The organism is Amycolatopsis sp. lyj-112 (genome assembly GCF_046549055.1).
In the GTDB taxonomy this organism is placed as follows: Bacteria; Actinomycetota; Actinomycetes; order Mycobacteriales; family Pseudonocardiaceae; genus Amycolatopsis.
Map to the genome: position 1 here is coordinate 845019 of NZ_JAJPWS010000001.1, position 23540 is coordinate 868558.

25 protein-coding genes and 1 pseudogene are annotated in these 23540 nt (G+C 67.9%); 14 read left to right on the forward strand and 12 right to left on the reverse strand.

All coding sequences use genetic code 11. The features are described from left to right. Nucleotides 1-38 precede the first annotated feature (38 nt). The 7 genes from ACLJRL_RS04040 (at nucleotide 39) to ACLJRL_RS04070 (ending at nucleotide 6874) form a co-directional block, all read left to right on the forward strand. A complete protein-coding gene (locus tag ACLJRL_RS04040) occupies nucleotides 39-1430 on the forward strand; it encodes a WS/DGAT/MGAT family O-acyltransferase (RefSeq protein ID WP_410654611.1) in 1392 nt (463 codons plus the stop codon). 84 nt (nucleotides 1431-1514) lie between these two features. Beyond that, complete coding sequence (locus ACLJRL_RS04045) at nucleotides 1515-2579, forward strand: acyl-CoA dehydrogenase family protein (RefSeq protein ID WP_410654612.1); 1065 nt, start codon at nucleotides 1515-1517, stop codon at nucleotides 2577-2579. Nucleotides 2580-2583: 4 nt separating this feature from the next. Continuing rightward, complete coding sequence (locus tag ACLJRL_RS04050) at nucleotides 2584-3756, forward strand: acyl-CoA dehydrogenase family protein (RefSeq protein WP_410654613.1); 1173 nt, start codon at nucleotides 2584-2586, stop codon at nucleotides 3754-3756. Further along, nucleotides 3753-4667 (forward strand): bifunctional MaoC family dehydratase N-terminal/OB-fold nucleic acid binding domain-containing protein, encoded by a 915-nt coding sequence (locus tag ACLJRL_RS04055; RefSeq protein ID WP_410654614.1) that lies wholly within the window; start codon nucleotides 3753-3755, stop codon nucleotides 4665-4667. Before ACLJRL_RS04050 ends, ACLJRL_RS04055 begins: the two co-directional genes overlap by 4 nt. After that, nucleotides 4664-5062, forward strand: a complete 399-nt coding sequence (locus ACLJRL_RS04060) for a MaoC family dehydratase (RefSeq protein ID WP_410654615.1) — start codon at nucleotides 4664-4666, stop codon at nucleotides 5060-5062. Before ACLJRL_RS04055 ends, ACLJRL_RS04060 begins: the two co-directional genes overlap by 4 nt. After that, on the forward strand, nucleotides 5059-6228 hold the full coding sequence (locus ACLJRL_RS04065; RefSeq protein WP_410654616.1) for a lipid-transfer protein: 1170 nt from the start codon (nucleotides 5059-5061) through the stop codon (nucleotides 6226-6228). The genes ACLJRL_RS04060 and ACLJRL_RS04065 overlap by 4 nt, the downstream gene beginning before the upstream one ends. Before the next feature lie 76 nt (nucleotides 6229-6304). Next, nucleotides 6305-6874, forward strand: a complete 570-nt coding sequence (locus ACLJRL_RS04070; protein WP_410654617.1) for a DUF5134 domain-containing protein — start codon at nucleotides 6305-6307, stop codon at nucleotides 6872-6874. Between the two features lie 31 nt (nucleotides 6875-6905). Here the strand turns inward: ACLJRL_RS04070 and ACLJRL_RS04075 are convergent, their stop codons facing one another. The 7 genes from ACLJRL_RS04075 to kstD form a co-directional block, all read right to left on the reverse strand. Then, nucleotides 6906-7358, reverse strand: coding sequence for a riboflavin kinase (locus ACLJRL_RS04075; protein ID WP_410654618.1), 453 nt, complete (start codon nucleotides 7356-7358; stop codon nucleotides 6906-6908). 105 nt (nucleotides 7359-7463) lie between these two features. Beyond that, nucleotides 7464-8213 (reverse strand): class I SAM-dependent methyltransferase, encoded by a 750-nt coding sequence (locus ACLJRL_RS04080; protein WP_410655155.1) that lies wholly within the window; start codon nucleotides 8211-8213, stop codon nucleotides 7464-7466. Nucleotides 8214-8265: 52 nt separating this feature from the next. Then, nucleotides 8266-9129, reverse strand: a complete 864-nt coding sequence (locus ACLJRL_RS04085) for a MaoC/PaaZ C-terminal domain-containing protein (protein WP_410654619.1) — start codon at nucleotides 9127-9129, stop codon at nucleotides 8266-8268. 10 nt (nucleotides 9130-9139) lie between these two features. Then, nucleotides 9140-10165 (reverse strand): 2Fe-2S iron-sulfur cluster-binding protein, encoded by a 1026-nt coding sequence (locus tag ACLJRL_RS04090; protein ID WP_410654620.1) that lies wholly within the window; start codon nucleotides 10163-10165, stop codon nucleotides 9140-9142. Next, nucleotides 10162-10422: a hypothetical protein gene (locus ACLJRL_RS04095; protein ID WP_410654621.1), complete on the reverse strand. Its 261-nt coding sequence runs from the start codon at nucleotides 10420-10422 to the stop codon at nucleotides 10162-10164. The genes ACLJRL_RS04090 and ACLJRL_RS04095 overlap by 4 nt, the downstream gene beginning before the upstream one ends. Further along, entirely contained in the window at nucleotides 10419-11558 is a 1140-nt protein-coding gene (locus tag ACLJRL_RS04100; protein ID WP_410654622.1) for a Rieske 2Fe-2S domain-containing protein, read from the reverse strand. Before ACLJRL_RS04100 ends, ACLJRL_RS04095 begins: the two co-directional genes overlap by 4 nt. After that, nucleotides 11555-13225, reverse strand: a complete 1671-nt coding sequence (gene kstD, locus ACLJRL_RS04105) for a 3-oxosteroid 1-dehydrogenase (RefSeq protein WP_410654623.1) — start codon at nucleotides 13223-13225, stop codon at nucleotides 11555-11557. Before kstD ends, ACLJRL_RS04100 begins: the two co-directional genes overlap by 4 nt. Before the next feature lie 99 nt (nucleotides 13226-13324). Between kstD and ACLJRL_RS04110 the strand changes: the two genes are divergently transcribed. From ACLJRL_RS04110 to hsaB, 5 genes are read left to right on the forward strand one after another with little or no spacing between them, the layout of a single operon-like run. Further along, nucleotides 13325-14923, forward strand: coding sequence for an FAD-binding protein (locus ACLJRL_RS04110; protein ID WP_410654624.1), 1599 nt, complete (start codon nucleotides 13325-13327; stop codon nucleotides 14921-14923). A gap of 43 nt (nucleotides 14924-14966) precedes the next feature. Beyond that, nucleotides 14967-16142 carry a 3-hydroxy-9,10-secoandrosta-1,3,5(10)-triene-9,17-dione monooxygenase oxygenase subunit gene (gene hsaA, locus ACLJRL_RS04115; protein WP_410654625.1) on the forward strand — a complete coding sequence of 392 codons (1176 nt, stop codon included), beginning with the start codon at nucleotides 14967-14969 and terminating at the stop codon, nucleotides 16140-16142. Then, complete coding sequence (hsaD, locus tag ACLJRL_RS04120; RefSeq protein WP_410654626.1) at nucleotides 16142-16990, forward strand: 4,5:9,10-diseco-3-hydroxy-5,9,17-trioxoandrosta-1(10),2-diene-4-oate hydrolase; 849 nt, start codon at nucleotides 16142-16144, stop codon at nucleotides 16988-16990. Before hsaA ends, hsaD begins: the two co-directional genes overlap by 1 nt. Beyond that, complete coding sequence (gene hsaC, locus ACLJRL_RS04125; RefSeq protein WP_410654627.1) at nucleotides 16990-17904, forward strand: iron-dependent extradiol dioxygenase HsaC; 915 nt, start codon at nucleotides 16990-16992, stop codon at nucleotides 17902-17904. Before hsaD ends, hsaC begins: the two co-directional genes overlap by 1 nt. Beyond that, nucleotides 17901-18455, forward strand: coding sequence for a 3-hydroxy-9,10-secoandrosta-1,3,5(10)-triene-9,17-dione monooxygenase reductase subunit (hsaB, locus tag ACLJRL_RS04130; RefSeq protein ID WP_410654628.1), 555 nt, complete (start codon nucleotides 17901-17903; stop codon nucleotides 18453-18455). Before hsaC ends, hsaB begins: the two co-directional genes overlap by 4 nt. Here the strand turns inward: hsaB and ACLJRL_RS04135 are convergent. From ACLJRL_RS04135 to ACLJRL_RS04145, 3 genes and pseudogenes are all read right to left on the reverse strand, one after another. Then, nucleotides 18450-19499, reverse strand: a complete 1050-nt coding sequence (locus ACLJRL_RS04135; protein ID WP_410654629.1) for a fatty acid desaturase family protein — start codon at nucleotides 19497-19499, stop codon at nucleotides 18450-18452. The two genes, hsaB and ACLJRL_RS04135, sit on opposite strands and share 6 nt — an antisense overlap. Before the next feature lie 539 nt (nucleotides 19500-20038). Then, nucleotides 20039-20198, reverse strand: a pseudogene (locus ACLJRL_RS04140) (transposase); the annotation flags it as partial. A 79-nt stretch (nucleotides 20199-20277) separates the two neighbouring features. After that, a complete protein-coding gene (locus ACLJRL_RS04145; protein WP_410654630.1) occupies nucleotides 20278-20466 on the reverse strand; it encodes a helix-turn-helix domain-containing protein in 189 nt (62 codons plus the stop codon). A gap of 257 nt (nucleotides 20467-20723) precedes the next feature. Between ACLJRL_RS04145 and ACLJRL_RS04150 the strand changes: the two genes are divergently transcribed. Further along, on the forward strand, nucleotides 20724-21761 hold the full coding sequence (locus ACLJRL_RS04150; RefSeq protein WP_410655156.1) for a DUF222 domain-containing protein: 1038 nt from the start codon (nucleotides 20724-20726) through the stop codon (nucleotides 21759-21761). A 164-nt stretch (nucleotides 21762-21925) separates the two neighbouring features. Here ACLJRL_RS04150 and ACLJRL_RS04155 read toward each other — a convergent pair whose 3' ends face one another. After that, complete coding sequence (locus tag ACLJRL_RS04155) at nucleotides 21926-22297, reverse strand: nuclear transport factor 2 family protein (RefSeq protein ID WP_410654631.1); 372 nt, start codon at nucleotides 22295-22297, stop codon at nucleotides 21926-21928. 95 nt (nucleotides 22298-22392) lie between these two features. On the opposite strand from ACLJRL_RS04155, the gene ACLJRL_RS04160 reads away from it, so the two are divergent. After that, nucleotides 22393-23319 carry an RNA polymerase subunit sigma-70 gene (locus ACLJRL_RS04160; RefSeq protein ID WP_410654632.1) on the forward strand — a complete coding sequence of 309 codons (927 nt, stop codon included), beginning with the start codon at nucleotides 22393-22395 and terminating at the stop codon, nucleotides 23317-23319. Here the strand turns inward: ACLJRL_RS04160 and ACLJRL_RS04165 are convergent. Continuing rightward, nucleotides 23313-23537, reverse strand: a complete 225-nt coding sequence (locus ACLJRL_RS04165; protein WP_410654633.1) for a hypothetical protein — start codon at nucleotides 23535-23537, stop codon at nucleotides 23313-23315. The genes ACLJRL_RS04160 and ACLJRL_RS04165 overlap by 7 nt on opposite strands. Nucleotides 23538-23540 lie beyond the last annotated feature (3 nt).

Here is a 23540-nt window from a genome sequence, read left to right on the forward strand (position 1 = left end):
CGTAGAACCCGTTGCAGAGTTGGCCTAGGGTGACTTTTATGCGGAGATTGAGTGGTCTGGACGCGAGTTTCCTCTACTTGGAGACACCGACCCAGGTCCTGCACGTGTGCGGGCTGCTCACGCTCGACGGTTCGACCATGCCCGGTGGCTACGATTTCGAGCGCTTCAAGGAGAAACTGGCCGAACGGGTGCGCCTGATCCCGGCATTTCGGCGCAAGCTGCACAATCCACTCTGGAATCTCACCCATCCCGTCTGGGTCGAGGACGAGGACTTCGACCTCGAGGCCCATGTTCACCGGATCGGCGTACCCGCGCCCGGCGATCGGCGGGAACTAGCCGAACTCTGTGCCCATATCGCGGGACAACGGCTGGACCGCGCGCAGCCGCTCTGGCAGTTGCACGTGATCGAAGGCCTCGCGGGCGGCGAGATCGCGGTCCTGCTCAAGATGCACCACGCCAGCGTCGACGGCGTCAGCGGCGCCAGCCTGATCACCTATCTCGCCGGCCTCGAACCGGACGCCCCGCCGCCGGAGATCGCGCGGGACGAGCGGGGCAACAGCGGTGTACCGGGCCGGCGGGCCCTGCTGGGCGCGGGTTTGACGTCGTTCGTGAAACGGCCGGCCGAAGTGGTGAAACTGCTCCCGGACCTGCTCGAACTCGTACCGAAGTGGGTCGGGAAGGCGTTGCAGGGCAAGGGAATGCCGGTGCCGTTCACCGCACCGCGTATCTCGTTCAACGGGACGATCACCGCACACCGAAGCGTCGCGTACACCTCGCTCGACCTCGACGAGGTCAAACAGGTGAAGAACGCCTTCGGGGTGACGGTGAACGACGTCGTCCTCGCCGTCGTTTCGGGTGCTCTGCGGCGTTTCCTGCGAGACCGGGACGAACTCCCGGACGATCCGCTGGTGGCGACAGTGCCGGTCTCGGTGCACGAACGGACCGAGCGCGACCACGGCAGCAACAAGGTGTCGGCGTTCTTCGCCTCCCTGCCCACCCATCTGGAGGACCCCGCGGCGCGGGTGTTCATGCTCGCGGAGTCGAACCGGCTGTCGAAGGACCATCACCGCGACATCCACGCCGACATGCTCCAGGACTGGGCGCAGTTCTCGGCGGCCACGATGTTCGGCCTCGCGGTGCGCGCGTATTCGGCGCTGCGCCTGGCCGAACGGCATCCGGTGGTGCACAACCTGGTGGTGTCCAATGTGCCCGGTCCGCCGATGCCGCTCTACCTGCTGGGCTGCGAGATCACCGGGCTCTACCCGCTCGGGCCGGTGTTCCACGGCGCCGGCCTCAACGTCACCGTGCTGTCCAACGCGGGCCGGGTCGACGTCGGCCTGCTCGGCGCCCGCGAACTCACCGGTGACCTGTGGCCGCTCGCCGACCACTTCCCGGACGCCCTCCAGGAACTTCTGAAGGCCGCGCCCTAGCAAGGGGGTTGCCGTCGGGCCGCCTTCCGGTTAAGACTAGAACAGGTTTCAGTATTGAGCCCGTTCGGCCGGTGAGGAGCCAGTGTGGACTTCCAGTTCGACGAGACGCAGACCGAGGTCACCGCGCTGACCGCGCGCGTCCTCGGCAAGGAGCGTGAGCCCGCCGAGACTTGGCGCGCGCTCGCCGATTCCGGTCTGCTCGCGCTGGCGCTGCCCGCCGAACTCGGCGGTGACGGCCTCGGCGTCGCCGAGGTCGCCTTGGTGCTCACCGAACTCGGCCGGGTGGCCTCGCCGGTGCCCGCGCTGGCGTCGCTGGCCTTCGGCGTCCTGCCGGTCGGGGCGCTGGGCGGCCCGGATCAGCGCGCGGCGCTGCTGCCGCCGGTCGCCGCCGGCGAATCCGTGCTCACCGCCGCCCTGCACGAGCCGTCCGCGCCGTTCACCACCCGGCCCGCGACCGTGGCGGAGTCGGCGGGGGACTGGCGCCTGAGCGGGGTCAAGGTCGGCGTGCCGTTCGCGGCCGAGTCCACCCGGATCCTGACGCCGGCCTCGCTGCCCGGCGGTACCGGCGTCTTCCTGATCGATCCCCAGGCGGACGGCGTGACGCTGACGCCGACCAGAACGTCTTCCGGCACACCGGACTACACGATGTCGCTGGATTCCGTGACCGTCACCGACGCCGATCTGCTGAACGGGCACGGGCCCGGCGAGTCGATCGCGACGCTGCACCGGTTCGCCCTCGCGGGCACGGTGGCCTTCGGCGACGGGCTGCTCGCCGGGGCGCTGGCGCTGACCACGAAACACATCGGCGAACGCGAGCAGTTCGGCCGGCCACTGGCGACGTTCCAGGCGGTGGCCCAGCAGATCGCGGACGTCTACGTGGCTTCGAGAACCGTCGAGCTGGCCGCGCGTTCGGCGGTCTGGCGGCTCGCGGCGGGGCTGGACGCGGAGGCGGAACTGGACATCGCGGCGTACTGGCTGGCGGAGGAGGCGCCCGAGGCGCTGGCCGTCTGCCACCACCTGCACGGAGGGATCGGAGTGGACGAAACCTATCCGCTGCACCGGTACTCCTCGGCCGTGAAGGATCTCGGACGGACTCTCGGCGGTGCCGCGCACCGGCTGGCCGAGCTGGGCGAACTGGTGGCGGGGTGACACGATGCTCATCGAACTGACTGCGGCACAACAACAATTACGGGCCGAGCTGCGCAAGTACTTCGCCGGTCTGGTGAGTGCGGAGGAGCGCCGCGCGATGCTGCGCGAGCGTCACGGGCCGGTGTACCGCGAGATCGTGCGGCGGATGGGACGCGACGGCCGCCTCGGTGTCGGCTGGCCGGAACAGTACGGCGGCAAGGGTTTCGGCGAGATCGAGCAGCACCTCTTCGTCGACGAGGCAGCCCGCGCCGACATCCAGCTGCCATCGGTGACGCTCCAGACCGTCGGGCCGACGTTGCAGGCCTTCGGCACCGAAGCGCAGAAAGCCTTCTTCCTGCCCAAGATCCTGGCGGGGGAGATCCATTTCGCCATCGGGTACACCGAACCGGACGCGGGCACGGACCTCGCGTCGCTGCGGACGATGGCCGTGCGCGAGGGCGACGAGTACGTCATCAACGGCCAGAAGACCTTCACCACCGGCGGGCACGACGCCGACTACCTCTGGCTCGCCGTACGGACGGCGCCGGACGCACCGAAACACAAGGGGATCTCGATCCTCATCATGGACACCCGGGATCCGGGCTATTCGTGGACGCCGATCATCACCTGCGACGGCGCGCACCACGTGAACGCCACCTACTACTCCGACGTCCGGGTGCCGGCGGACATGCTGGTGGGCAAGGAGAACGAGGGCTGGCGGCTGATCACCACGCAGCTGAACCACGAACGCGTCATGCTCGGCCCGGCCGGGCGGATCGGCGGGCTTCACGACCGTGTCCGCGATTGGGCAGCGTCGAGGAAGGCGCCGGACGGTACGCCCTTGCTGCAGCTGCCCGACATTCGTGGCGTCCTCGCGGAAACGCTGGCGACCGCCCGGGTCAACGAACTGCTGAACTGGCAGGTCGCGGCTTCTTCGGCGGCCGGGCCGGTGGCGATCGCCGACGCCTCGGCCACCAAGATCATCGGTTCCGAACGGATCCAGCGGCTGGCCAGGAGACTGGAGGAGATCGTGGCACGACACGGCGACCAGGCCGACACCGAAACCGCGGAACTGGCGCGGTGGCTGGACGTGGTGGCCAAACGCAACCTGGTGCTGACCTTCGGCGGCGGCGTCAACGAGATCCAGCGCGAGCTGATCGCCACCGCCGGGCTCGGTCTGCCGAGGGTGCCGCGATGAGCATCTCGGAGGCGGCCGAACGTATCGCCGCGCAAGGAGAATCCTCGCCGAGGGCGGCCCGCGACGTGGTCAACCAGGCGATGGTGAACAACTGGGTCGAGGCTCTCGGCGATCGCAATCCCGTCTACGTCGATGAGGAGTTCGCCGCCGCGAGCGTCCACAAGGGACTTGTCGCGCCGCCCGCGATGGCGCAGGTGTGGACGATGGGCGGGCTGAACTGGACGAGGGCGTCGGACGATCCGCTCGGCGCGATGATGGAGGTGCTCGACGAGGCCGGGTTCACCTCGGTCGTCGCGACCAACTCCGAGCAGAACTACCACCGCTACCTGCGGCACGGCGAACTCGTCTCGGCGACCGCGAAACTCGAGAGCGTCGTCGGGCCGAAACGCACCGCCTTGGGCGAAGGCTGGTTCGTCACGACGAAGACGACCTGGTATGTCGGGGACGAAGCCGTCGCGGACATGGTCTTCCGGGTGCTGAAGTTCCGTCCGCCGGGTGCCGAGCCCGCCAAGGCGTCGGCCCCGGTACTGCGGCCGGTGATCAGCAAGGACACCGAGTTCTTCTGGGCCGGGCTGCGGGAAGGCGAACTACGGATCCAGCGGTGGGGCGAGACCCTGCGGCACCCGCCCGGCCCGATGCCGCCGGACGGCGGCCTCGACGCGAAGCCGGACCACGTCGTCGCCTGCGGCCGCGGAACGGTCTACAGCTACGTGGTGCACCATCATCCGCCGGTCCCCGGCAAGGATCTGCCGTTCGTGGTCGCGCTCGTCGAACTGGAGGAGGGGGTCCGGGTGATGGGCGAACTGCTCGACGCCGATCCCGAGTCGGTCCACATCGGACTCCCGGTGGAGGCCGCTTTCGTACAGGTCGACGAGGAGCTGACCTTGCCCGCTTGGAGGGTCGCGCGATGAAGGACCGTTCGGTCGGCACCGAGTTGCCGCCGCTGACGATCGAGGCCACCCCGACGTTCGTGGTGAGCACGGCCGTGGCGACCCGGGATTTCCAGGACGTCCACCACGACCGGGACGCCGCGGTGCAGCGCGGGTCGAAGGACATCTTCCTCAACATCCTCACCGACACCGGTCTGGTGCAACGGTTCGTCACCGACTGGGCGGGGCCGGAGGCGTTCGTGCGGTCGATCAAGATCCGGCTCGGCGTGCCGTGCTATGCCTACGACACCTTGACCTTCACCGGCCGGGTCGTCGAGCAGGACGGCGACGACGTGGTGATCTCGGTGTCCGGTATGGACAGTCTCGGCGAGCATGTGACCGGGACCGTGGAACTCACGCTGGGAGGCGACCGATGACCCTGTCCGGACAGGCCGCGATCGCCGGGATCGGGGCGACGGAGTTCTCCAAGGATTCCGGGCGCAGCGAACTGCGGCTGGCGGCGGAAGCGGTCTCGGCCGCGCTGGCCGACGCGGGGCTCGCACCGTCCGATGTGGACGGACTGGTCTCGTTCACCATGGACGGCAACAGCGAGATCGCGGTGGCACGCGAACTCGGCATCCCCGAGCTCAAGTTCTTCAGCCGGATCCACTACGGCGGCGGGGCGGCGGCCGCGACCGTGCAGCAGGCCGCGATGGCCGTGGCCACCGGCGTCGCGGACGTCGTCGTCGCGTACCGGGCCTTCAACGAACGGTCCGGGATGCGGTTCGGGCAGGTCTCCTCGGCCGCGGCGGGCCAGGTGAACTCCTCCGGCGTCGACAACGCGTTCCACTACCCGATGGGCATCGCGACCCCGGCCGCGACCGTCGCCATGCTCGCCCGCCGCTACATGCACGAATACGGGGCGACCAGTGAGGACTTCGGCCGGGTCGCCGTCATCGACCGTGCCCGTGCCGCCACCAACCCCCAGGCCTGGTTCTACGGTAAACCGATCACGCTCGAAGACCATCAGGCGTCCCGCTGGGTCGCCGAACCGTTGCACCTGCTCGATTGCTGTCAGGAGAGCGACGGTGGCGTCGCCTTGGTGGTCACCAGTGCCGAGCGGGCCCGCGACCTGCCGCACCGGCCCGCCGTGATCGCCGGGGCGGCGCAGGGGAGCGGGCCGGACCAGTACGTGATGACCAGCTACTACCGCGACGACCTGGCGGCGCTGCCCGAGATGGGCGTCGTGGGGCGGCAGTTGTGGGCGCAGTCCGGGCTCGGTCCCGGCGACATGGATCTCGCGGTGCTCTACGACCACTTCACCCCTTATGTCCTGATGCAGCTGGAAGAGCTGGGCTTCTGCGGAAAGGGCGAAGCCAAGGACTTCCTCGCCGGCGGCACGTGCGACCTGGACGGCAAGCTGCCGCTCAACCCGCACGGCGGACAACTGGGGGAGGCCTACATCCACGGGATGAACGGGATCGCCGAAGGTGTCCGGCAGCTACGGGGGACCGCCGTCAATCAGGTCGACGGGGCCGAACGGGTGCTCGTGACCGCCGGAACCGGCGTACCTACGAGCGGATTGGTCTTGACCGCGGGGTGAGATCACCTCATTGCCCGATGGTGTACTAGAGCGGTTCCTGCCACGGTGAAAGGGATGCCGGTCGGCGGGAGGTGCCATGTCGGGGCCAGTCTTCGTAGCGTGGACGTTGACCGCTGTGTTCGCCTTGCTGGCCCTGCCCTGTGTGCTGAGACTCGTCCGGCTGGACTACGTGCGGCTGGGGGCGGCCGTCCGCAACGGTGATCTGGCCGAACTCCTGCTCGTCGTCGCGATGATCGCGATGCTGTCCCCGGTGGGCGGTCCGATCCCGGCGGCGGGCTGGCAGGCGGTGCTGCTCCTGACCGCGGGCTGGTTCGCGGTCTCGTGGTGGAAGGGGCGGCGGTCCGGGCACTCCTCGTGCGGGCACCACGCCGTGTCCGCCGCGGCGATGCTGTTCATGGTGACCTTCATGCCGCACAGCGCCGTCTCGCACGGGCCGTGGCTGGTGATGTCCGCTCCCGGTACCGCTTCGGCACTGTGGCTTTCGCTGGCTTTCGGCGTCGTGGCCGCGTATTTCGCGGTGGACGCGGTGCGCGCCGGCGTCTCGGCGGTGCGGGACGCCGGCGGCGCGGGCCAGGTTTCGCGCTGGGCCTGCCGGGTGGTCATGGGCCTGGGCATGGGGTACATGCTGGTGGCGGCCGCCCTCTAGCCCGCAAGTAGTCGACTGCTTGCGGGCTGCCTCAGGCGCCGACGCGCCGGACGACGCCGTTCCCGGCGTCCCCCGGGTCCGGCAGGTCGTCGGCCGGGTTGTCCGCCGCCCACTTGGCCGCGTTCGCGATGTCCTTGTCGAGCGCGACGATCAGCGCTTCCGACGACGGGTAGGTCTCCTGCTCCCGCAGGTGGTGCCCGAGCCACACGGTCAGTTCTTCGCTGTAGAGATCGCCGCTGAAGTCCAGCAGGTGTGCCTCGACGAGCCGGTAGCCGTCCGCGCCGTAGTACGTCGGGCGCCTGCCGACCGAGACCGCGGCCGCGATCCGGGTGCCGTCGGCACGCTCGGCCCAGCCCGCCCACACTCCGTCGCCGACCTGGCCGTCTTGGTCGCGCAGCGCGATGTTGGCGGTCGGGAAGCCCAGTTCCCGACCCCGCTGATCGCCCTTCTCCACCTGGCCACGGACCACGAAGAACTCCGTCATGCCGCTCCCGTCACTGAGGTCACGAAAGCCATGAAACCACGAGCCGAACCGGAGGTCGACCGCCGTCCAAGCGGCGAGAGGTCCCAGAGTCCACTGTGTACTGAATCACGTCACGACGAGCCGGTACCCGAGGTCCAGCTCGGTCCGGCCCAGCAGTCCCACGTGACGCCGGTGCCAGTGCCCGTCGGCCAGGTCGGCGCGCAGGCCCTCGACCGCGGTCGCGACGACGTCCTGGTCCAGCAGCGCGACCCCGGACATCCCCGCCCGCACGCGTTCCGAGAGGTAGGCCTCCGGCCTGCGCCAATACGCGCCGAGGAATCCGTCGACGCAGTCGGACGGCACCGGCAGCGGAGTCACCGAAGGCGTCTGCCCCGCCGTGGTCAGTTCGTCGACGACGCGGTCGAGGCAGGCCAGCCGGCTCTCGTGCGCGGCGATCTCCGGAAGGTAGTCGCGGACCAGCCAGAACCGCGCGAACACCGCCTGGTCCCAGGTCAGGATCACCTGGCGACGGGACACTCGCCGCAGTTCGGCGAGCCCGGCGGCCACGTCCGTCCAGTGGTGCACCGTGAGCACCGCCAGTCCGGCGTCGAAGGCGCCGTCGGGGAAGGGGAGACCTTCCGCGCAGGCTTGGACGGCGGGAGCCGAAGCGGCCGGACGCTGCCGGATCATCTGCCGGGACGGCTCGACGGCGACGACGCTCCGGTCGTCAGGCTCGTAGGAACCGGCTCCGGCGCCGACGTTGACCACCGAACGCGCGTCCCCGAGTGCGTGGGTGACGGCGTCCGCGAGCCGGGGATCCGGGCGCCTCGATCGCGCGTAGTCCCGGCCGAGAACGGCATACGGGTCGGTGATCATGGGGGACACCTGAGCCAGTTTAGCCAGAGCCGTTACCTGCGCGGATGATGATTCAGTCTGTCGTGGTCAAGAAAGTGTCAGACAGAACGGGGGCATCGCCGCGCTCGGGCGCCGTGGTCGTGATCAACAACCCGGCGGGCTCCCGCCAGACCCGGGTCCGCAGCGGTTCGCCGGGGAAGACGACGCCGGCGAACTTCGCGGAGAACGAGGCGACCCGAGAGGTGTCGCCGTCGAGAAGCTCGTCGGTGACGGCCTTCGCGATGACGCCGTAAGTGCACAGGCCGTGCAGGATCGGTTTGTCGAACCCGGCGGCCGCGGCGAACGCGGGATCCGCGTGGAGCGGGTTGCGGTCTCCGCAGAGCCGGTAGAGCAGCGCCTGCTGCGGCAAAGTCGGCGTGTCGACAACGGCGTCCGGTTCGCGCGACGGGAGTTCGACGCGGTCCGACGGACCACGCTCGCCACCGAAACCCCCTTCGCCACGGGCGAAGATACTCGACCGCAGTGTCCACAGTGGAGTTCCGTCGGAGTCGGTGGCGACGGTCTCGTTCACGATCACCGCCGCCTTGCCCTTGTCGAAGACGTCGACGATCCGTGTCCGTGCCACCGCCTTGCCCGACGCCGGGATCGGCCGGTGGGCGATGACTTCCTGCTTGCCGTGCAACACCTTGCCGAGGTCGACCTCGACGCCGGGGAACGAGACGGCGGGCGGTTCGAACACGCGCAGGTTCGCCGCCACGGTCGCGAACGTCGGCAGCACCTGCAGGCCGTCCTCGTAGGTATAGCGCAGCTCCCGCGGGCTCATCGGATCCGAGCCGGCGCCGAGCGCCAGGTGATAGAGCTGCACGTCCGACGCGGTCCAGGCGAAGCTCACCTCGCCGAGGTCGGCGCCGATCGCGACCGAAGGATCGATGGGCACGGCGGAACTCCTACTCGTAGGTGACGGTGACCTCGTCGGTCAGCGGCAGGGACTGGCACGCCAGCACGATGCCCTCGGCGATGTCGTCGCCGTCGAGGACCTCGTTGTGCAGCATCTTCACCTCGCCGGAGGCGATCCGGCAGGCGCAGGCGCTGCACTGACCCTCGCGGCAGGAGTACGGCGCGTCGAACCCGTTGTCCAGCAACAGGTCCAGCAGCTTCGTCCGGCGCGGCCAGGCCAGGTTCTTGGTCTCGCCGTCGAGGGAGACCTCGAGCGAAGCCGGGGCCTCTGTTTCTTCGGCGACGACGGGCGCGGCCACCTCGAACGGGTTGCCGCCGAGGGAGAGGAAGCGTTCGAGATGGATCCGCTTCCGCGGCAGGCCGAGGTCCTTGAGCACCGCGCGGGCGGCGTCCATGAACGGTGCCGGACCGCAGATGAACGCCTCATGAGAGGTGTACGGCGTCATCAGCGCACGCAGATGCGCCTCGGTCGGCAGGCCCTGCAGGCTCTCCAGCCAGTGCACGACGACCAGCCGGTCTTCGTGCTTCGCCGCCAGATCGGTCAGTTCCCGCGCGAAGATCACCGCTTTCTCGTCGCGGTTCGCGTAGAGCAGCACCACCCGGCCGGTGCCGTGTTCCAGCGCCGACTTCAGGATCGACATCACCGGCGTGATACCGCTGCCGCCCGCGAGCAACAGGAAGTCCTCGTCGAGCGACTCTGGGCTGAACACCCCGGCGGGCGGCAGGACCTGGACCTCTTGCCCGGCGCGGAGGTTGTCGCAGAGCCAGTTCGACCCGTACCCGTCGGCGGTGCGTTTGACGGTGACCTGGACCCGGTTCTCGTGCGGCGCGCTGGAGAGCGAATAGCAGCGGGCCACCGATCCCGTCCGCTCGCTCGGCACCCGCACCGTGAGGAACTGCCCTGGGGTGTAAGCGAAAACCTCGGAGTGTTCCGCCGGGATGTCGAACACGATCGAGGCCGCGTCCGCCGTCTCGGCGATCACCTCGGCCACGGTCACCGTCACGGGCCCGCTCATTCGGGCACCTCCAGGAGACCGTCCTTCAGCGCCGCGTCGATGCTGTCGCTGAGGTTGGCGCAGGTGTCGAGCAACGCCGTCTGCGCCCCGCCCTCCTTCTGCTCGGCGAACACCGGGCAGCTTCGCGCCGCGTCGGTCGTCCACTGGATGCTGGTGTGCTGGACACTGCTTTTCTTGACCAGCACACAGGTTCCGCACGCGCGGCAGCTCAGCGGTCGCAGCCCGGCGGTGAGGAACTCGACGGTCTCGGGCTTCACACGCCGGCCTCTTCAGCCTGCTGCCGTGCCAGGTTCTCGGCCACCTCCGCCGCCCAGACCTCGTTGGCACGGGTGGTGTCCACCTCGAACTCGAAGCGCCGCGTCATGTCCTCGGTGACGTCCGCGGCGTCGACGTAGAACTGGTCGTACCAGCGGCGGAGCTGATACACCGGCCCGTCTTCCTCACACAGCAGCGGGTTGTCGACGCGGCTCTTGTTCCGCCAGATCTCGACGTCCTGCAGGAACCCGAACTCGACGCCCTTCGCGAACTTCGCGGCGATCTTGTCGGCATGCTCGTCGGAGATCCCGGGCAGCTTCTTGACCAGCACGCCCCACTGCAGCACGAACGACGTCGGGCTGACCGGGTAGTGGCAGTTGATCAGGATGTTCTCGACCTCGAGGCCCTTGTACGTGTTGATCAGGCTGTTGATCATGTACGACGGCCCGAAGTAGGACGCCTCGGACCGCAGCAGGTTCTCCTCGCCGCCGTAGTTGGACAGCATGCCGACGTCGGGGCGGCCCTTGGTGTTGAGGTACTGCGTCGCGATGTGGCCTTCGAAAATGTTCTTGAAATAGGTCGGGAAGGCGTAGTGGACGTAGAAGAAGTGCGCCATGTCCACGACGTTGTCGATGATCTCGCGGCAGTTCGCGCCCTCGATCAGCACCGAGTCCCAGGTCCAGTTGCTCCACTCGCCGTCGAACACACCCTCGATCCGCGGGATGACGATGTCCTCGGGCGGCGGGTTGCCCTCGGGGTCGTGCCACAGGAAAAGCTGCTTGTTCTCCTCCAGCACCTGCCAGGACTTCGTCCGCGCACGCAGCGGAACCCTCTTGGCGTAAGGGATCGAGACGCATTTGCCGTTGCCGTTCCAGCGCCAGTCGTGGAACGGGCAGGCCACCTCGTCGCCCTTGACCTCGCCCTGGGTGAGGTCGCCGCCCATATGACGGCAGTACCCGTCGAGCACGTTCAGCTTGCCGGACGAATCGGCGAAGACCACCAGTTTCGTCCCGAACGCCGTGATGGCGTGCGGCTTCCCGTCCCGGAACGGCTCGGCGAGGCCGAGACAGTGCCAGCCGCGCGCGAACCGCGAAGGGGGTGCGCCCGCGTCGATCTGCCGTACGGATTCCGTCGTCATCGGCTACCTCCCGTTTGACCGTGATCTTGCTGCGCGAGATGCTCGGCCGCAAGGTAGCCGAACACCATCGCCGGGCCGATCGTCGCGCCGGGGCCGGCGTAGGTGCGGCCCATCACCGCCGCGCTCGTGTTGCCCGCCGCGTACAGTCCGTCGATCACCGACCCGTCCTCGCGCAGGACGCGCGCGTGCCGGTCGATCCTCAAGCCGCCCTTGGTGCCCAGATCGCCGGGCACGATCTTCACCGCGTAGTACGGCGCGACGTCCAGCGGGCCCAGGCTCGGGTTGGGTTTGTTCCGCGGGTCGCCGTAGTAGTGGTCGTAGGCGCTGCGCCCGCGGTGGAAGTCATCGTCCTCGCCTTTCCGGGCGAAGCCGTTGAACCGCTGGATGGTGCTCTCCAGCGCGTCGGCCGGGACGTCGATCCGCTCGGCGAGTTTCGCGATGGTGCTCGCTTTGACCGCGATACCCGCTTTGAACCAGCGGCCGGGCAGCGGCTGGCGCGGGCCGAGGCCGGTGAACATGTACCGGTTGCGGTTGCGCTGGTCGAAGACGAGCCAGGTCGGGAAGTTCACACCGGGTCCGTCACCCTCGCCGTACATCGCGTGCACGGCCTCGACGTACGGGGCCGATTCGTTGACGAACCGCTCGCCGCGCGCGTTGACCATCAGGCAACCCGGCCGCGATCGCTCGGCGAGGGCGAACCACGGCCCGCCGGTGAGCGGGATCGACGGGCCCCACCAGGCGTCGTCCATCAGGTCGGCGGCGGCGCCGAGTTTGAGCCCGGCGTCGATGGCGTCCCCGGTGTTGGCTTCGGCGCCGACGGTCCATTCGGTTCCGATGGGCGCTCGCTGGTACTTGACCCGCATCTCCTCGTTGCGCTCGAACCCGCCGGCGCCGAGGACGACTCCGAGCCGTGAGCGGATCAGGGTCTCTTCACCCTCATGGAGGACCACGATGCCGGTCACGCGACCGTCCTCGACCCGGACGTCCAGCAGCGGCGTGTTGAGCCAGACGGGGACATTCGCCCGCCGCAGACCCTCACGCAACCCCGCCGCAAGCGCTTGCCCCATGGAAAGAAGCCGTTGACGGCGGATGCGGCCGGCCAGCCAGCGTCCGCCGAGACCGAGTACGCGGAGGATCCCGCGCGGATGCCGGGCGAGCAGGCTCAGCCACCGGTAGTCCGCCTGGGTGATCGGCACGCCCAGCGGGGGAGCGCTGTACGGCGGCTCCAGATTCGCCAGTTCTTCGCCGAGGACGTTGCCGTCGAGCGGGGCGGGCTCGACCGAGCGCCCGCCGGCGCGGCCGCCCGGGGCCTCCGGGTGGTAGTCCGAGTAGCCGCGGACCCAGCGGAAGCGCAGCGGCGTCTTGTCGCAGACGAAGGACAGGACCTCGGGCCCGCGGTCGAGGAAGGCCGACCGGAGTTCGGCCGGGACGACGTCGCCGACGATCGCCTGGAGGTATTCGTGAGCCCGCTCGGGCGGTTCCTCGATCCCGGCCGCGCGCAGGGCATGGTTGCCGGGGATCCAGACGCCGCCGCCGGAGCGGGCCGTCGATCCTCCGAAGCACGCGGCCTTCTCGACGACCAGGACCTCGAGCCCTCGGTGGGCCGCGGACAGTGCGGCGGTCATCCCGGCGGCTCCACTGCCCGCCACGATCACGTCGAACTCCATGAGCCCCTCACCTGGAACACGTTATAGGAAGCTTTGAGTGGTATTCATGCTGTTCCAGTCACCATAGACGAGAACGTGTTCCAGTTCTAGGGTGGTGGCATGGACTCCCTCGTTGCGGACGTGGTGATCGTGGGCTTCGGAGCGGCCGGCGCCTGTGCGGCGATCGAAGCCGCCGACGCCGGTGCCCGTGTGCTCATTCTGGACCGGTTTTCCGGTGGTGGCGCGAGCGCGGTGAGCGGCGGTGTCGTCTACGCCGGTGGCGGGACGGCGCAGCAGCGAGACGCCGGCGTCGACGATTCGGTCGACGCGATGTACGACTACCTGCGGCTCGAGGCCGGTGAGGTCGTCTCCGAGGAGACCCTGCGGCGGTTCTGCGCGGGGAGTACGGAGATGATCACCTGGCTGGAGGGCAACGGCGTGCCCTTCGAGGGAAGTCTGTGTCCCTACAAGACGTCCTATCCCAGCGACGCGCACTACCTCTACTACTCGGGGAGCGAGGCGGCGGGCGGTTTCCGTGACGCGGCCAAGCCCGCGCCGCGCGGCCACCGCGTCAAAGGGCCCGGCACGTCGGGAAAACTGCTGATGACGAGCCTGCAGGAAGCCGTCCGGCGCCGCGGTATCCAGGTGCTGACGCAGACCGCGGCGCGGAATCTGATCGTGGACGAGAACGGCACCGTGACCGGTGTCGTCGTCTCGTCCCTGCGTGGCGCGCCCACCCGGGTGCGGACCGCGCATCGGAAGCTCGCCGCGTATGCCGCGAAACCGGGGATCTACGTGCCGTCGCTGCGGAAGTCGCTGCATCGGCGGGTGGAGCGGATCGAGCGGCGGTATGGCCGTGAGCTGCGGATATCGGCCACGCGCGGGGTCATTCTCGCGGCGGGTGGGTTCATCGCGAACCGCGAGATGGTGCGCGAGCACGCGCCCGCGTACCGGGGCGGCCTGGCGCTCGGGACCTCGGCCGACGACGGATCCGGGATCCGGATGGGAGTCGAGGCGGGCGGCGCCACGGCGGAGCTGGGGCGGATCTCCGCCTGGCGGTTCATCACCCCGCCGTCGGCGTTCCTCGGTGGCCTTCTCGTCGACAAGACGGGCGGGCGGATCATCGACGAGTCCCGGTACGGGGCGGCCGTCGGCGAGCGCATGATCACCGAGCACGAAGGCCGCGGCTGGCTGCTGGTCGACGACGCCATCGTACGTGACGTGCGGCGGAACGCGCGTGGGCAAAGTCAATGGTTCCAAGGACTTCAGGTGCGTTACCTGCTGCGGCAACGGGTCGTCGCCGGTTCGCTCGACGAGGTCGCGCGCAAGGCCGGTGTCGATCCGGGCGGGCTGCGCTCCACTGTCGAAGCCGCTCGCTCCGGCGCCGATCCGATGGGTAAACCCGCCGAGTTCGCGCGGCCGCTGGATCAGCCGCCCTACTCGCTGATCGACGTCTCGATCCGGCCGAATCTCGGCTACCCCTGTCCGATGCTGACGCTGGGCGGCCTGGTCGTCGACGAGGACACCGGAGCCGTGCGCGCTTCGTCCGGCGCCCCGATTCCCGGTCTCTACGCCGCCGGCCGGACCGCGGTGGGAATCTGTTCTAGGTCATATGTGAGCGGACTGTCGCTGGCCGACTGCGTGTTTTCCGGTCGGCGGGCTGGCCTGAACAGTGCGCTCGACCGGGGTCCAGTCGACAAAAACGAGAACGTGTTCTAGTCTTGGAATCCGGTTCACGGTGATGGCGAGAGAGGGAACGCATATGAGCGAGCACGCCGCCCAGGACGTGATCGCGGGGATTCGCGAGCTGCTGCCGGTCCTGCGGGAGCGGGCGCAGGAGGCGGAGGACGCCCGGCGCATTCCCGAGGAGTCCGTCAAATCCCTGCAGGAAACCGGGTTCTTCAAGCTCCTGCAGCCGAAGACGTTCGGTGGGCTAGAGGCCGACCCGGTCAGCTTCTATACCGCTGTCAAGCACATCGCGAGCGCGTGCGGGTCCACGGGCTGGGTCGCCTCCATCCTCGGCGTCCACCCGTGGCACCTCGGCCTGTTCGAAGCGCAGGCGCAGCAGGACGTCTGGGGCGACGACGTCGACGTCCGGATCTCCTCGTCGTACGCGCCGATGGGCAAGGCGGACGTCGTCGACGGCGGTTACCGGCTCACCGGGCGGTGGAGCTTCTCCTCGGGCTGCGACCACGCGACGTGGGTGCTGCTCGGCGGCCCGGTGTTCAAGGACGGCAAACCCGTCGACTTCTGTACCTATCTGGTGCCGATCTCCGACTACACGATCGAAGACGTCTGGGACACCGTGGGCCTGCGGGGCACCGGGTCCAACGACATCATCGTGAACGACGTCTTCGTCCCCAAACATCGCGTGCTCAGCTTCATCGCGACGTCCAAGTGCAAGACGCCGGGCCAGGAGATCAACCCCGGGCCGCTGTACAAGCTCCCGTACGGCTCGGTGCATCCGAGCACGATCACCGCGCCCATCATCGGGATGGCGCAAGGCGCCTACGACGCGCATGTCGAGTTCCAGGGCAAGCGGGTCCGCGCGGCGTACGCCGGGGAACAGTCCAAAGAGGACCCGTTCGCCAAGGTGCGCATCGCCGAGGCGGCCAGCGAGATCGACGCGGCGTGGCTGCAGCTGACGCACAACATCGACGAGCTGTACCAGCTGGCGCGCAAGGACGAGAAGCTCCCGTTCTCCACCAGGCTGCGGGTCCGCCGCGACCAGGTCCGCGGCACGGAACGCGCGATCTTCGCGATCGACAGGCTCTTCGAGAACTCCGGCGGCCGGGCCCTGAAAACCGGAACCCCGATCCAACGGTTCTGGCGCGACGCCCACGCCGGGCGCGTGCACGCCGCCAACGACGCCGAGCGCGCCTACGTCATGTTCGGAACCGGCGCCTTCGGGCTGCCCGTCGAGAATGCGATGTTCTGATGGCCGAGGGAAAGTACGTCACCGTCCAAGGCGGACTGAAGCTGCACTACCACGAGGCGGGCGCGGAACACCCGGAAACGGTGATCCTCCTGCACGGTGGTGGCCCCGGCGCTTCCGCGTGGAGCAACTTCGGCCGCAACCTGCCGGTGTTCGCCAAGAACTACCGCACGCTGGCGATCGACCAGCCGGGGTTCGGCCGGTCCGACAAGCCGACCGAGCACCCGCAGTACTTCCGCCACAGCGCGGACGCCGTCGTCGGGCTGATGGACGAACTCGGGATCGAGCGGGCCCATTTCGTGGGCAACTCGCTCGGTGGCGGGGCGGCCGTGCGGCTCGCGTTGAATCATCCGAAGCGCGCGGGCCGTCTGGTGCTGATGGGGCCGGGCGGGCTGAGCGTGAACCTGTTCGCGCCCGATCCCACCGAGGGCATCAAGAACCTCGGCAGGTTCAGCGCCCCGCCGGGGCCGAGCCGCGAAAAGCTCGAAGCCTTCCTGCGGATCATGGTGCACGACCAGTCCTTGATCACCGACGAACTGATCGACGAGCGGTTCGCCGCCGCGAGCGCGCCCGAGTCGCTGGCCGCGATGAAGGCGATGGGGAAGTCGTTCGCCCAGCCCGATACCTACGAGGAAGGCATGCTGTGGCGTGAGGCGCACCATCTCCGTCAACGTGTCCTGCTCATCTGGGGCAGGGAAGATCGGGTCAACCCGCTCGACGGCGCGCTGATCGCGTTGAAGACGATTCCTCGCGCGCAGCTGCATGTGTTCGGCGGCTGCGGACACTGGGCGCAGCTGGAGAAGTTCGACGAGTTCAACCGGCTGGCACTCGACTTCCTGGGAGCCTCCTGATGGGTATCCGTTCGCTCGCCTACCTTCGCATCGAAGCCACCGACATGGCCGCGTGGCGTGAATACGGGCTGAAGGTCCTCGGCATGGTGGAGGGCTCCGGTACCCATCCGGACGCGCTCTACCTGCGGATGGACGATTTCCCGGCGCGGCTCGTCATCTTCCCCGGCGAACACGACAGGCTCTCCGTCGCGGGCTGGGAAGTCGCCAACGCGGGCGAACTCGACGAGATCCGGGCGAGCCTCGACGCGCATTCCGTGCCGTACAAGGAAGGTACGCCGGACCAGCTGGCCGATCGGCGAGTCGACGGACTCGTGTCCTTCGAGGACCCGTCAGGCAACACGCTCGAAGTGTTCCACGGCGTCGCGTTGCAGCACCGGCGCGTGGTGAGCCCGTACGGCCACAAGTTCGTGACCGGCGAGCAGGGGCTCGGACACGTCGTACTGTCCACAAGCGACGATGAAGCCTCACTGCGTTTCTATCGCGACGTCCTCGGCTTCCGGCTGCGGGACTCGATGAAACTGCCGCCGCAGATGGTCGGCAGGCCCGCCGACGGTGCGCCGGCCTGGCTGCGGTTCTTCGGTTGCAACCCGCGCCACCACAGTCTCGCGTTCCTGCCGATGCCGACTCCGAGCGGCATCGTGCACCTCATGGTCGAAGTGGAGAACACCGACGACGTCGGCCTTTGCCTCGACCGTGCCCTCCGCCGGAAGGTGCCGATGTCGGCCACCCTCGGGCGCCACGTCAACGATCTGATGCTCTCGTTCTACATGAAGACCCCCGGCGGATTCGATGTCGAATTCGGCTGCGAGGGAAGGCAAGTGGACGACGAGAGCTGGATTGCCCGAGAGAGTACGGCGGTTTCCTTGTGGGGACACGACTTTTCAGTCGGCGCCCGTCCGCCGGGTCAGTCGTGACCCCGGTGACGGATGTCGAGGCCGAGATCGATCCGGCGCTCTTTCGAACGGTGCTCGGGCATTTCTGCACCGGCGTCGCGGTGGTGACCGGACACGACGGCAAGGCGCCGGTGGGTTTCGCCTGCCAGTCGTTCGCGGCGTTGTCACTCGATCCACCGCTGATCCTGTTCTGCCCGGCCAAGACTTCACGGACTTGGGCGGTACTCGCCGAGTCCGGCCGGTTCGCCGTCAACGTGCTCGCCGAGGACCAGCAGGACGTCAGCGCGGTGTTCGGGTCGCGTGGCCAGGACAAGTTCGCCTCCGTCGAGTGGACCCCCGCCCCGTCCGGATCCCCTTTGCTGGCAGGGGCCTTGACGTGGATCGACTGCACCCTCGAAGCCGTGCACGAGGCGGGGGACCACTACGTCGTCATCGGCCGGGTCACCGCGCTCGGGGAACACTCGGATGTCCGCCCGCTGCTGTTCCACCGCGGGCGGTACACGGTGACCGAACCGGTGACGGACGCCCTGGCGGCGCTCATGCCGTGGCCGCGTCCCGACGATTGGTTATAGCCGGCCCCGGGCGGGCGTCTCAGCCGGTGAACCCTCCGAAAGCCGGATCGGCTCACCGGCTTCGTGCAAACTGCGGAGCGCGAGCGCGTACGACTCGGCCAGCCCGGTCTCGTGATACGGGACACCGATTTCCGCGCAGTACTCTTGGACGATGGGCCGAGCGCGGCGCAGGTGCGTCGACGGCATACTCGGGAAGAGATGGTGCTCGATCTGGTAGTTGAGCCCGCCGAGCGCGACGTCGACGACCCGGCCGCCACGGACGTTGCGTGAGGTGAGCACCTGCTTGCGGAGGAAGTCGAGTTCGGTTTCCCCGGACAGGATCGGCATCCCCTTGTGGTTGGGGGCGAAGATCGATCCCATGTAGACGCCCCACAGTGCTTTGTGGACGACGAAGAAGACGAGCGCCTTGCCAGGGGAGAGCACGATGAGCAGCGCGCTGAAGTAGAGCGCGAAGTGGGCCAGCAGCAACGCCGCTTCGATGCCGCGCTGTCGGATGCCCGGCTTCGCGACCGCGCGGATCCCCGAGAAATGCAGGTTCAGGCCTTCGAGCGTGAGCAGCGGGAAGAACAGGAACGCCTGATAGCGGCCGATGAACCGCGGAAGCCCCTTGCTGGCCCGGGCCTGATCCTTCGACCACACGAGGATGTCCGGATCGACGTCGGGATCGAGGTCCTCATGGTTCGGGTTCGCGTGATGGCGGGTGTGCTTGTCCATCCACCAGCCGTAACTCATCCCGACACCCAGGTTCCCCGCGATGCGGCCGACGATCTCGCTCGGCCGACGGGTGCGGAACACCTGACGGTGCGCCAGATCGTGCGACAGCAAGGCGATCTGGCCGAACATCACCGCCTGGAACACGGCGATCGCCAACTGCCACCAGGAATCGCCGATCGCGAAGAAGGCGATCCAGCCCGAGACGAAGAGCGTGGCGACCAGGCTGATGCGGAAGACGTAGTACCCCGGGCGCCGGTCGAGGAGGCCCGCTTCGCTGATGCGGCGGGAGAGGCGGGCGAAATCGCTGCCTGTGCGGAGGTTTGCGGTCACCCTTGTGAGTCTGGCCTACGGCCGGGGGCAGGGTGAAGGTGGTAGGCAGGTGGGTTGAGGCGGGGGTTGGCCCTACCCTGGGTGCTGAGTGCGGCGGGTGTTCTGACGCGACTCTTCGAGTGCTCCCCGATCACCTGTTCCTCGGGCTCAAAGGGTCGGAAGAGCGGCTCGGCGGCCGCTGACAAGATGAACACCTTGCCCGATGCCTTCAAAAGCCGTCTCAACTGGATAAGGCTGACGAGATGGCCACCGTATGTCAGTACATCTTCAAGAAGTTAATCTCACTGGTTGAACTACCCCGGTGGTTTCAACTGGTGAGTGCACCGCCTCTAGTCTGGCAACACTTTGCTGAACGCTTCGATCGGCTTGAGATACCCCAGAGTCTGCCGCGGCCGGTCGTTGCTCGTGGCCATGGTGAACTGCTTGTGGCAGCCCATCTCGCCACCTGGTCCCAGGTGACGCTGTTTTGAAAACGCAAGGCAAGGTGTTCATCTTGTCGGCCAGTCGTGAGGCCACGTCCTCGGCCACGCGATCGTGAGGAATACGCACCAGCATGACAAATCGAGTGCTCCGCTCGACCAGGGTCGCGATCTGCGACTGATTGTTCGCGCCGACGATCAGATCGCCTTCCCAGAAACCCGGCACGGCACGGCCCTCGGCCTCGGCCGATCGCTCGCTGATCAGGACCATGTCCTCGATCTATCCCGCAGCTCCGCCCCCCGAGACCGGGCCCGTCGCTTGATCCTGCCCTGACGTAACCCCTCGGTCGCCACGCGAGTCAGAAACGGCGATTTCGGCACCTTACGTTCTTTCGGACACTCCCTCCCACCGTACGGTCAACCTCGCGGGACACCACCGAATGATCCCGCCCAATCCAGGCCCCGATCTCCCGAAACGACTTCCCCTGCTTCAACCCGAACGCGATCAACTCGCGCTCCACCGACCGCAACGGAACATCACGCGACACGGAACACCCCTTCGCTGGTCAGAAGGATCATTATCTCAGCCGGCGCACTGACCATCTGAGTCTGAGCCCGCAATTAGCTGGCAGTCGAACAGTAGTTCGAGTATGATCATTGTCATGAACCTAAGCTTGTTTATCAAAATCAGGCCGCGCGCTTCCTTGAAGCCTCGTTCGCCGAGGAGTTGGTGCTTCGGCAGGCGCAGGGTCGCCAGGTGCGTGCGTTAGCGGAGTTCGCTGGAATCGGCGGGTCGCGAAGATCGGTGACCGAGGAGGTCGCTTTGCGCTTCTCGGTCTCTCGTAATCAAGCGTTCCTGCTGCTCGAAATCTCCTGCGCTCTCGTGTCACGACTGCCGAAAACGTTGGCGGCGCTGGACTGTGGCGACATCGACCTGTTCAAGGCATCCAAGGTCACCCAGCTCACTCGCGAAGTCTCCGACGAGGTCGCCGGGCTGGTTGACGAGCACATGTCGTCCCGGCTGGCCGACCGTGACCCGGGTGCGATTCGCAGTTCGGTCGATTGGGCGGTCAAGAAATACGACCCCGACGGCTATCGCGACCGAGCCAAGAAGAAACGCGCATTGCGGCATGTGTCCCTGCAGCATGAGGGCGAGACCATGTCCACCCTCTCCGGGTATCTCCCCTCCGAAGTCGCCAGTTCCGTTTATGCCTCACTAGACCGCGGGGCACACACTCGGCGGGACAACGACAAATCCAAGACGTTGGATCAGCACCGTGCTGATCTGTTCGCCGAACGCCTGCTGGCCGAAGACGGCCACGGTAAGCCGAAGGCCCACATCCACGTCTACGTAGATTTCCTGACCCTCACCGGCGCCCGTAACGACCCGGCGTTCCTCGCCGGATATGGCCACATCCCCGACTGGCTGGTTCGGGAGATCGCCTCGGATCCCGACTCGACCTGGTCGCGGTTGATCACCGATCCCGCCACCGGTCAGCTCTTGGAAGCGGGCGCCGACAAGTACCGATCACCAGCATCGCTCGCACGGTTGATCAAGGCTCGGGATCGGGAATGCACGCAACCTGGGTGTCATCGTCCGGCGGAGTTCTCGGAGATCGATCACATCGTGACGTGGGCGCAGAACGGGAAGACCAATCACCACAACTGCCACGGCTATTGCAAGATCCATAACCTGCTTCGCAATGAGCCGGGCTGGACAGCAGAGCCGACCGGGCACGGCGGCATGATCATCACGACTCCCAGCGGCCACACCTACGACGCGACACCCGAGCCGCTGCACGACCCACGACCGGAACCCGACGAAGAACCACCACCCTTCTGACCAGCGTCCGGTGGGTCGTGGGCGCCTCGGGTCGGCGAGCCCACCCGCATTTCGTCCTCTAATTGCGACGTGGTCGGGCGGCGCGTGAAGGACCCCTTCCCTCGGCTCAGCGAAGTGAAGGGGTCCTTCACGCGGCATCGCCACGCTTCACGACCGACAGCCACTCAAGAGCCCGATACCGCGGCCTTCCGAGCCGCATCGAAAGGCGCCCGGTCGAAAACGATCCGAAGCCGAGTGATCAGCCCCTCTCGCACAGTCACCAATTCCGCTCCGGGAGCACTCGCCACCGGGATGGTCGTCGTGTCGTACATCAGCAGCGCCGTCGTCTCGTCCCCGAACGCCGACAGCAGGTTCGAGCCGGTCAGGATCTGCGCGAACGGACCCATGAACCCGCGAAACGCCTCCGCGCCTTCGAGGCGCCCTGATGGCGTTTCGCAGACGATGTCGTCCGCGACGTAGGTCATCGCCTTCTCGAAGTCCCCGCCGGTCCAGGCCCGGTGGTAGGCGAGGGCGACGTCCAAGGCTGGGCTGGTCATGATGGTTCCTTTCGTCAACGGTCACCAGGTCGGACACCACCCCCGCCCGGATCGGAACGGTGCGCGCCGAAAAAGTTCGTGACAGGATCGGCCCCGTGACCAGGGTGACCCCGGACCGTGTCGATGAGCAGGCGTTTCGCGAGCTCACCGAGTCCTATCGTCGCGAGCTGCACCTGCACTGCTACCGCATCCTCGGCTCACTCACCGACGCCGAGGACGCCGTCCAGGAGACCCTCCTCGCCGCTTGGCGCGGTCTCGACGGCTTCGAAGGGCGCTCCTCGCTGAGGACCTGGCTGTACCGCATCGCCACCAACCGCTGCCTCAACGTCCTGCGCGACACGGGCCGCCGTCGCCCGCCGGAACCGGTGCCGCCGTTCCAGCCGCCGGAGCCCAGCCGCCGCGGCGAAGTCACCTGGCTACAGCCGTACCCGGACGAGCTCTTCGAACGCATCGCCGACCGTGAGCCCGGACCCGAGGCCCGCTATCACACCAGGGAGGCGATCGAGCTCGCCTTCGTCACCGGCCTCCAGCTGCTCCCGCCGAGGCAGGCCGCCACCCTCGTGCTGCGGGACGTCCTCTGCTTCCCGGCTGACGAGGTCGCGAGCATGCTCGGCACCACCGAGACCGCGGTCAAAGGCGTCCTGCAACGCGCCCGAGCCTCGCTCGACCGGCATCGTGCCGGCGCCGAGCACCGGCCGTCACCCCAGGAACGCGAGCTGACCAGGCGGTTCGCCGACGCGTTCACCGCGGGCGATCTCGATGGCGTCATCCGCCTGCTCACCGACGACGCCTGGCTCGCCATGCCGCCCGCGCCGCACGAGTACCACGGTCCCGACGCGATCGCCGGCTTCCTCCGCGTGACCATGGCCTGGCCCGTACCTCAAGGTTTCAGTATGACGCCGACGCGGGCGAACAACCAGCCCGCCTTCCGTTGCCACCATGGGGAAGCCTCGGCCGGGCTCATGGTCCTCACCGTCGACGGCGACCGGATCCGGGCCATCACCCGGTTCCTGGATCAGTAGTAGCTCGCCAGCCGACCACAGAGCGCGCCGATGTCCGCTAGAGGCGCATCTGTCCACGATGGACCGTTCATCCACCCGATCTCCTCAGGCGTGCCCTGGTGGCGCACGAAAACATGCTGATGGAAATGGGCGACGCTCCGCCCGGCGATGGCCGAGAACACGTGTTCCGGGGCCAGTTCCGCGTCGCCCCGATGCTTGGCGCAGATCGCACAGTCCACCGG

Bases quoted from the DNA above. Each gene is read 5' to 3' on its own strand.
- ACLJRL_RS04040 (WP_410654611.1), top strand. From the start codon at position 39: ATGCGGAGATTGAGTGGTCTGGACGCGAGTTTCCTCTACTTGGAGACA.
- ACLJRL_RS04050 (WP_410654613.1), top strand. From the start codon at position 2,584: ATGCTCATCGAACTGACTGCGGCACAACAACAATTACGGGCCGAGCTG.
- ACLJRL_RS04055 (WP_410654614.1), top strand. From the start codon at position 3,753: ATGAGCATCTCGGAGGCGGCCGAACGTATCGCCGCGCAAGGAGAATCC.
- ACLJRL_RS04060 (WP_410654615.1), top strand. From the start codon at position 4,664: ATGAAGGACCGTTCGGTCGGCACCGAGTTGCCGCCGCTGACGATCGAG.
- ACLJRL_RS04065 (WP_410654616.1), top strand. From the start codon at position 5,059: ATGACCCTGTCCGGACAGGCCGCGATCGCCGGGATCGGGGCGACGGAG.
- ACLJRL_RS04070 (WP_410654617.1), top strand. From the start codon at position 6,305: ATGTCGGGGCCAGTCTTCGTAGCGTGGACGTTGACCGCTGTGTTCGCC.
- ACLJRL_RS04075 (WP_410654618.1), bottom strand. From the start codon at position 7,358: ATGACGGAGTTCTTCGTGGTCCGTGGCCAGGTGGAGAAGGGCGATCAG.
- ACLJRL_RS04080 (WP_410655155.1), bottom strand. From the start codon at position 8,213: ATGATCACCGACCCGTATGCCGTTCTCGGCCGGGACTACGCGCGATCG.
- ACLJRL_RS04090 (WP_410654620.1), bottom strand. From the start codon at position 10,165: ATGAGCGGGCCCGTGACGGTGACCGTGGCCGAGGTGATCGCCGAGACG.
- ACLJRL_RS04100 (WP_410654622.1), bottom strand. From the start codon at position 11,558: ATGACGACGGAATCCGTACGGCAGATCGACGCGGGCGCACCCCCTTCG.
- kstD (WP_410654623.1), bottom strand. From the start codon at position 13,225: ATGGAGTTCGACGTGATCGTGGCGGGCAGTGGAGCCGCCGGGATGACC.
- ACLJRL_RS04110 (WP_410654624.1), top strand. From the start codon at position 13,325: ATGGACTCCCTCGTTGCGGACGTGGTGATCGTGGGCTTCGGAGCGGCC.
- hsaA (WP_410654625.1), top strand. From the start codon at position 14,967: ATGAGCGAGCACGCCGCCCAGGACGTGATCGCGGGGATTCGCGAGCTG.
- hsaD (WP_410654626.1), top strand. From the start codon at position 16,142: ATGGCCGAGGGAAAGTACGTCACCGTCCAAGGCGGACTGAAGCTGCAC.
- hsaC (WP_410654627.1), top strand. From the start codon at position 16,990: ATGGGTATCCGTTCGCTCGCCTACCTTCGCATCGAAGCCACCGACATG.
- ACLJRL_RS04155 (WP_410654631.1), bottom strand. From the start codon at position 22,297: ATGACCAGCCCAGCCTTGGACGTCGCCCTCGCCTACCACCGGGCCTGG.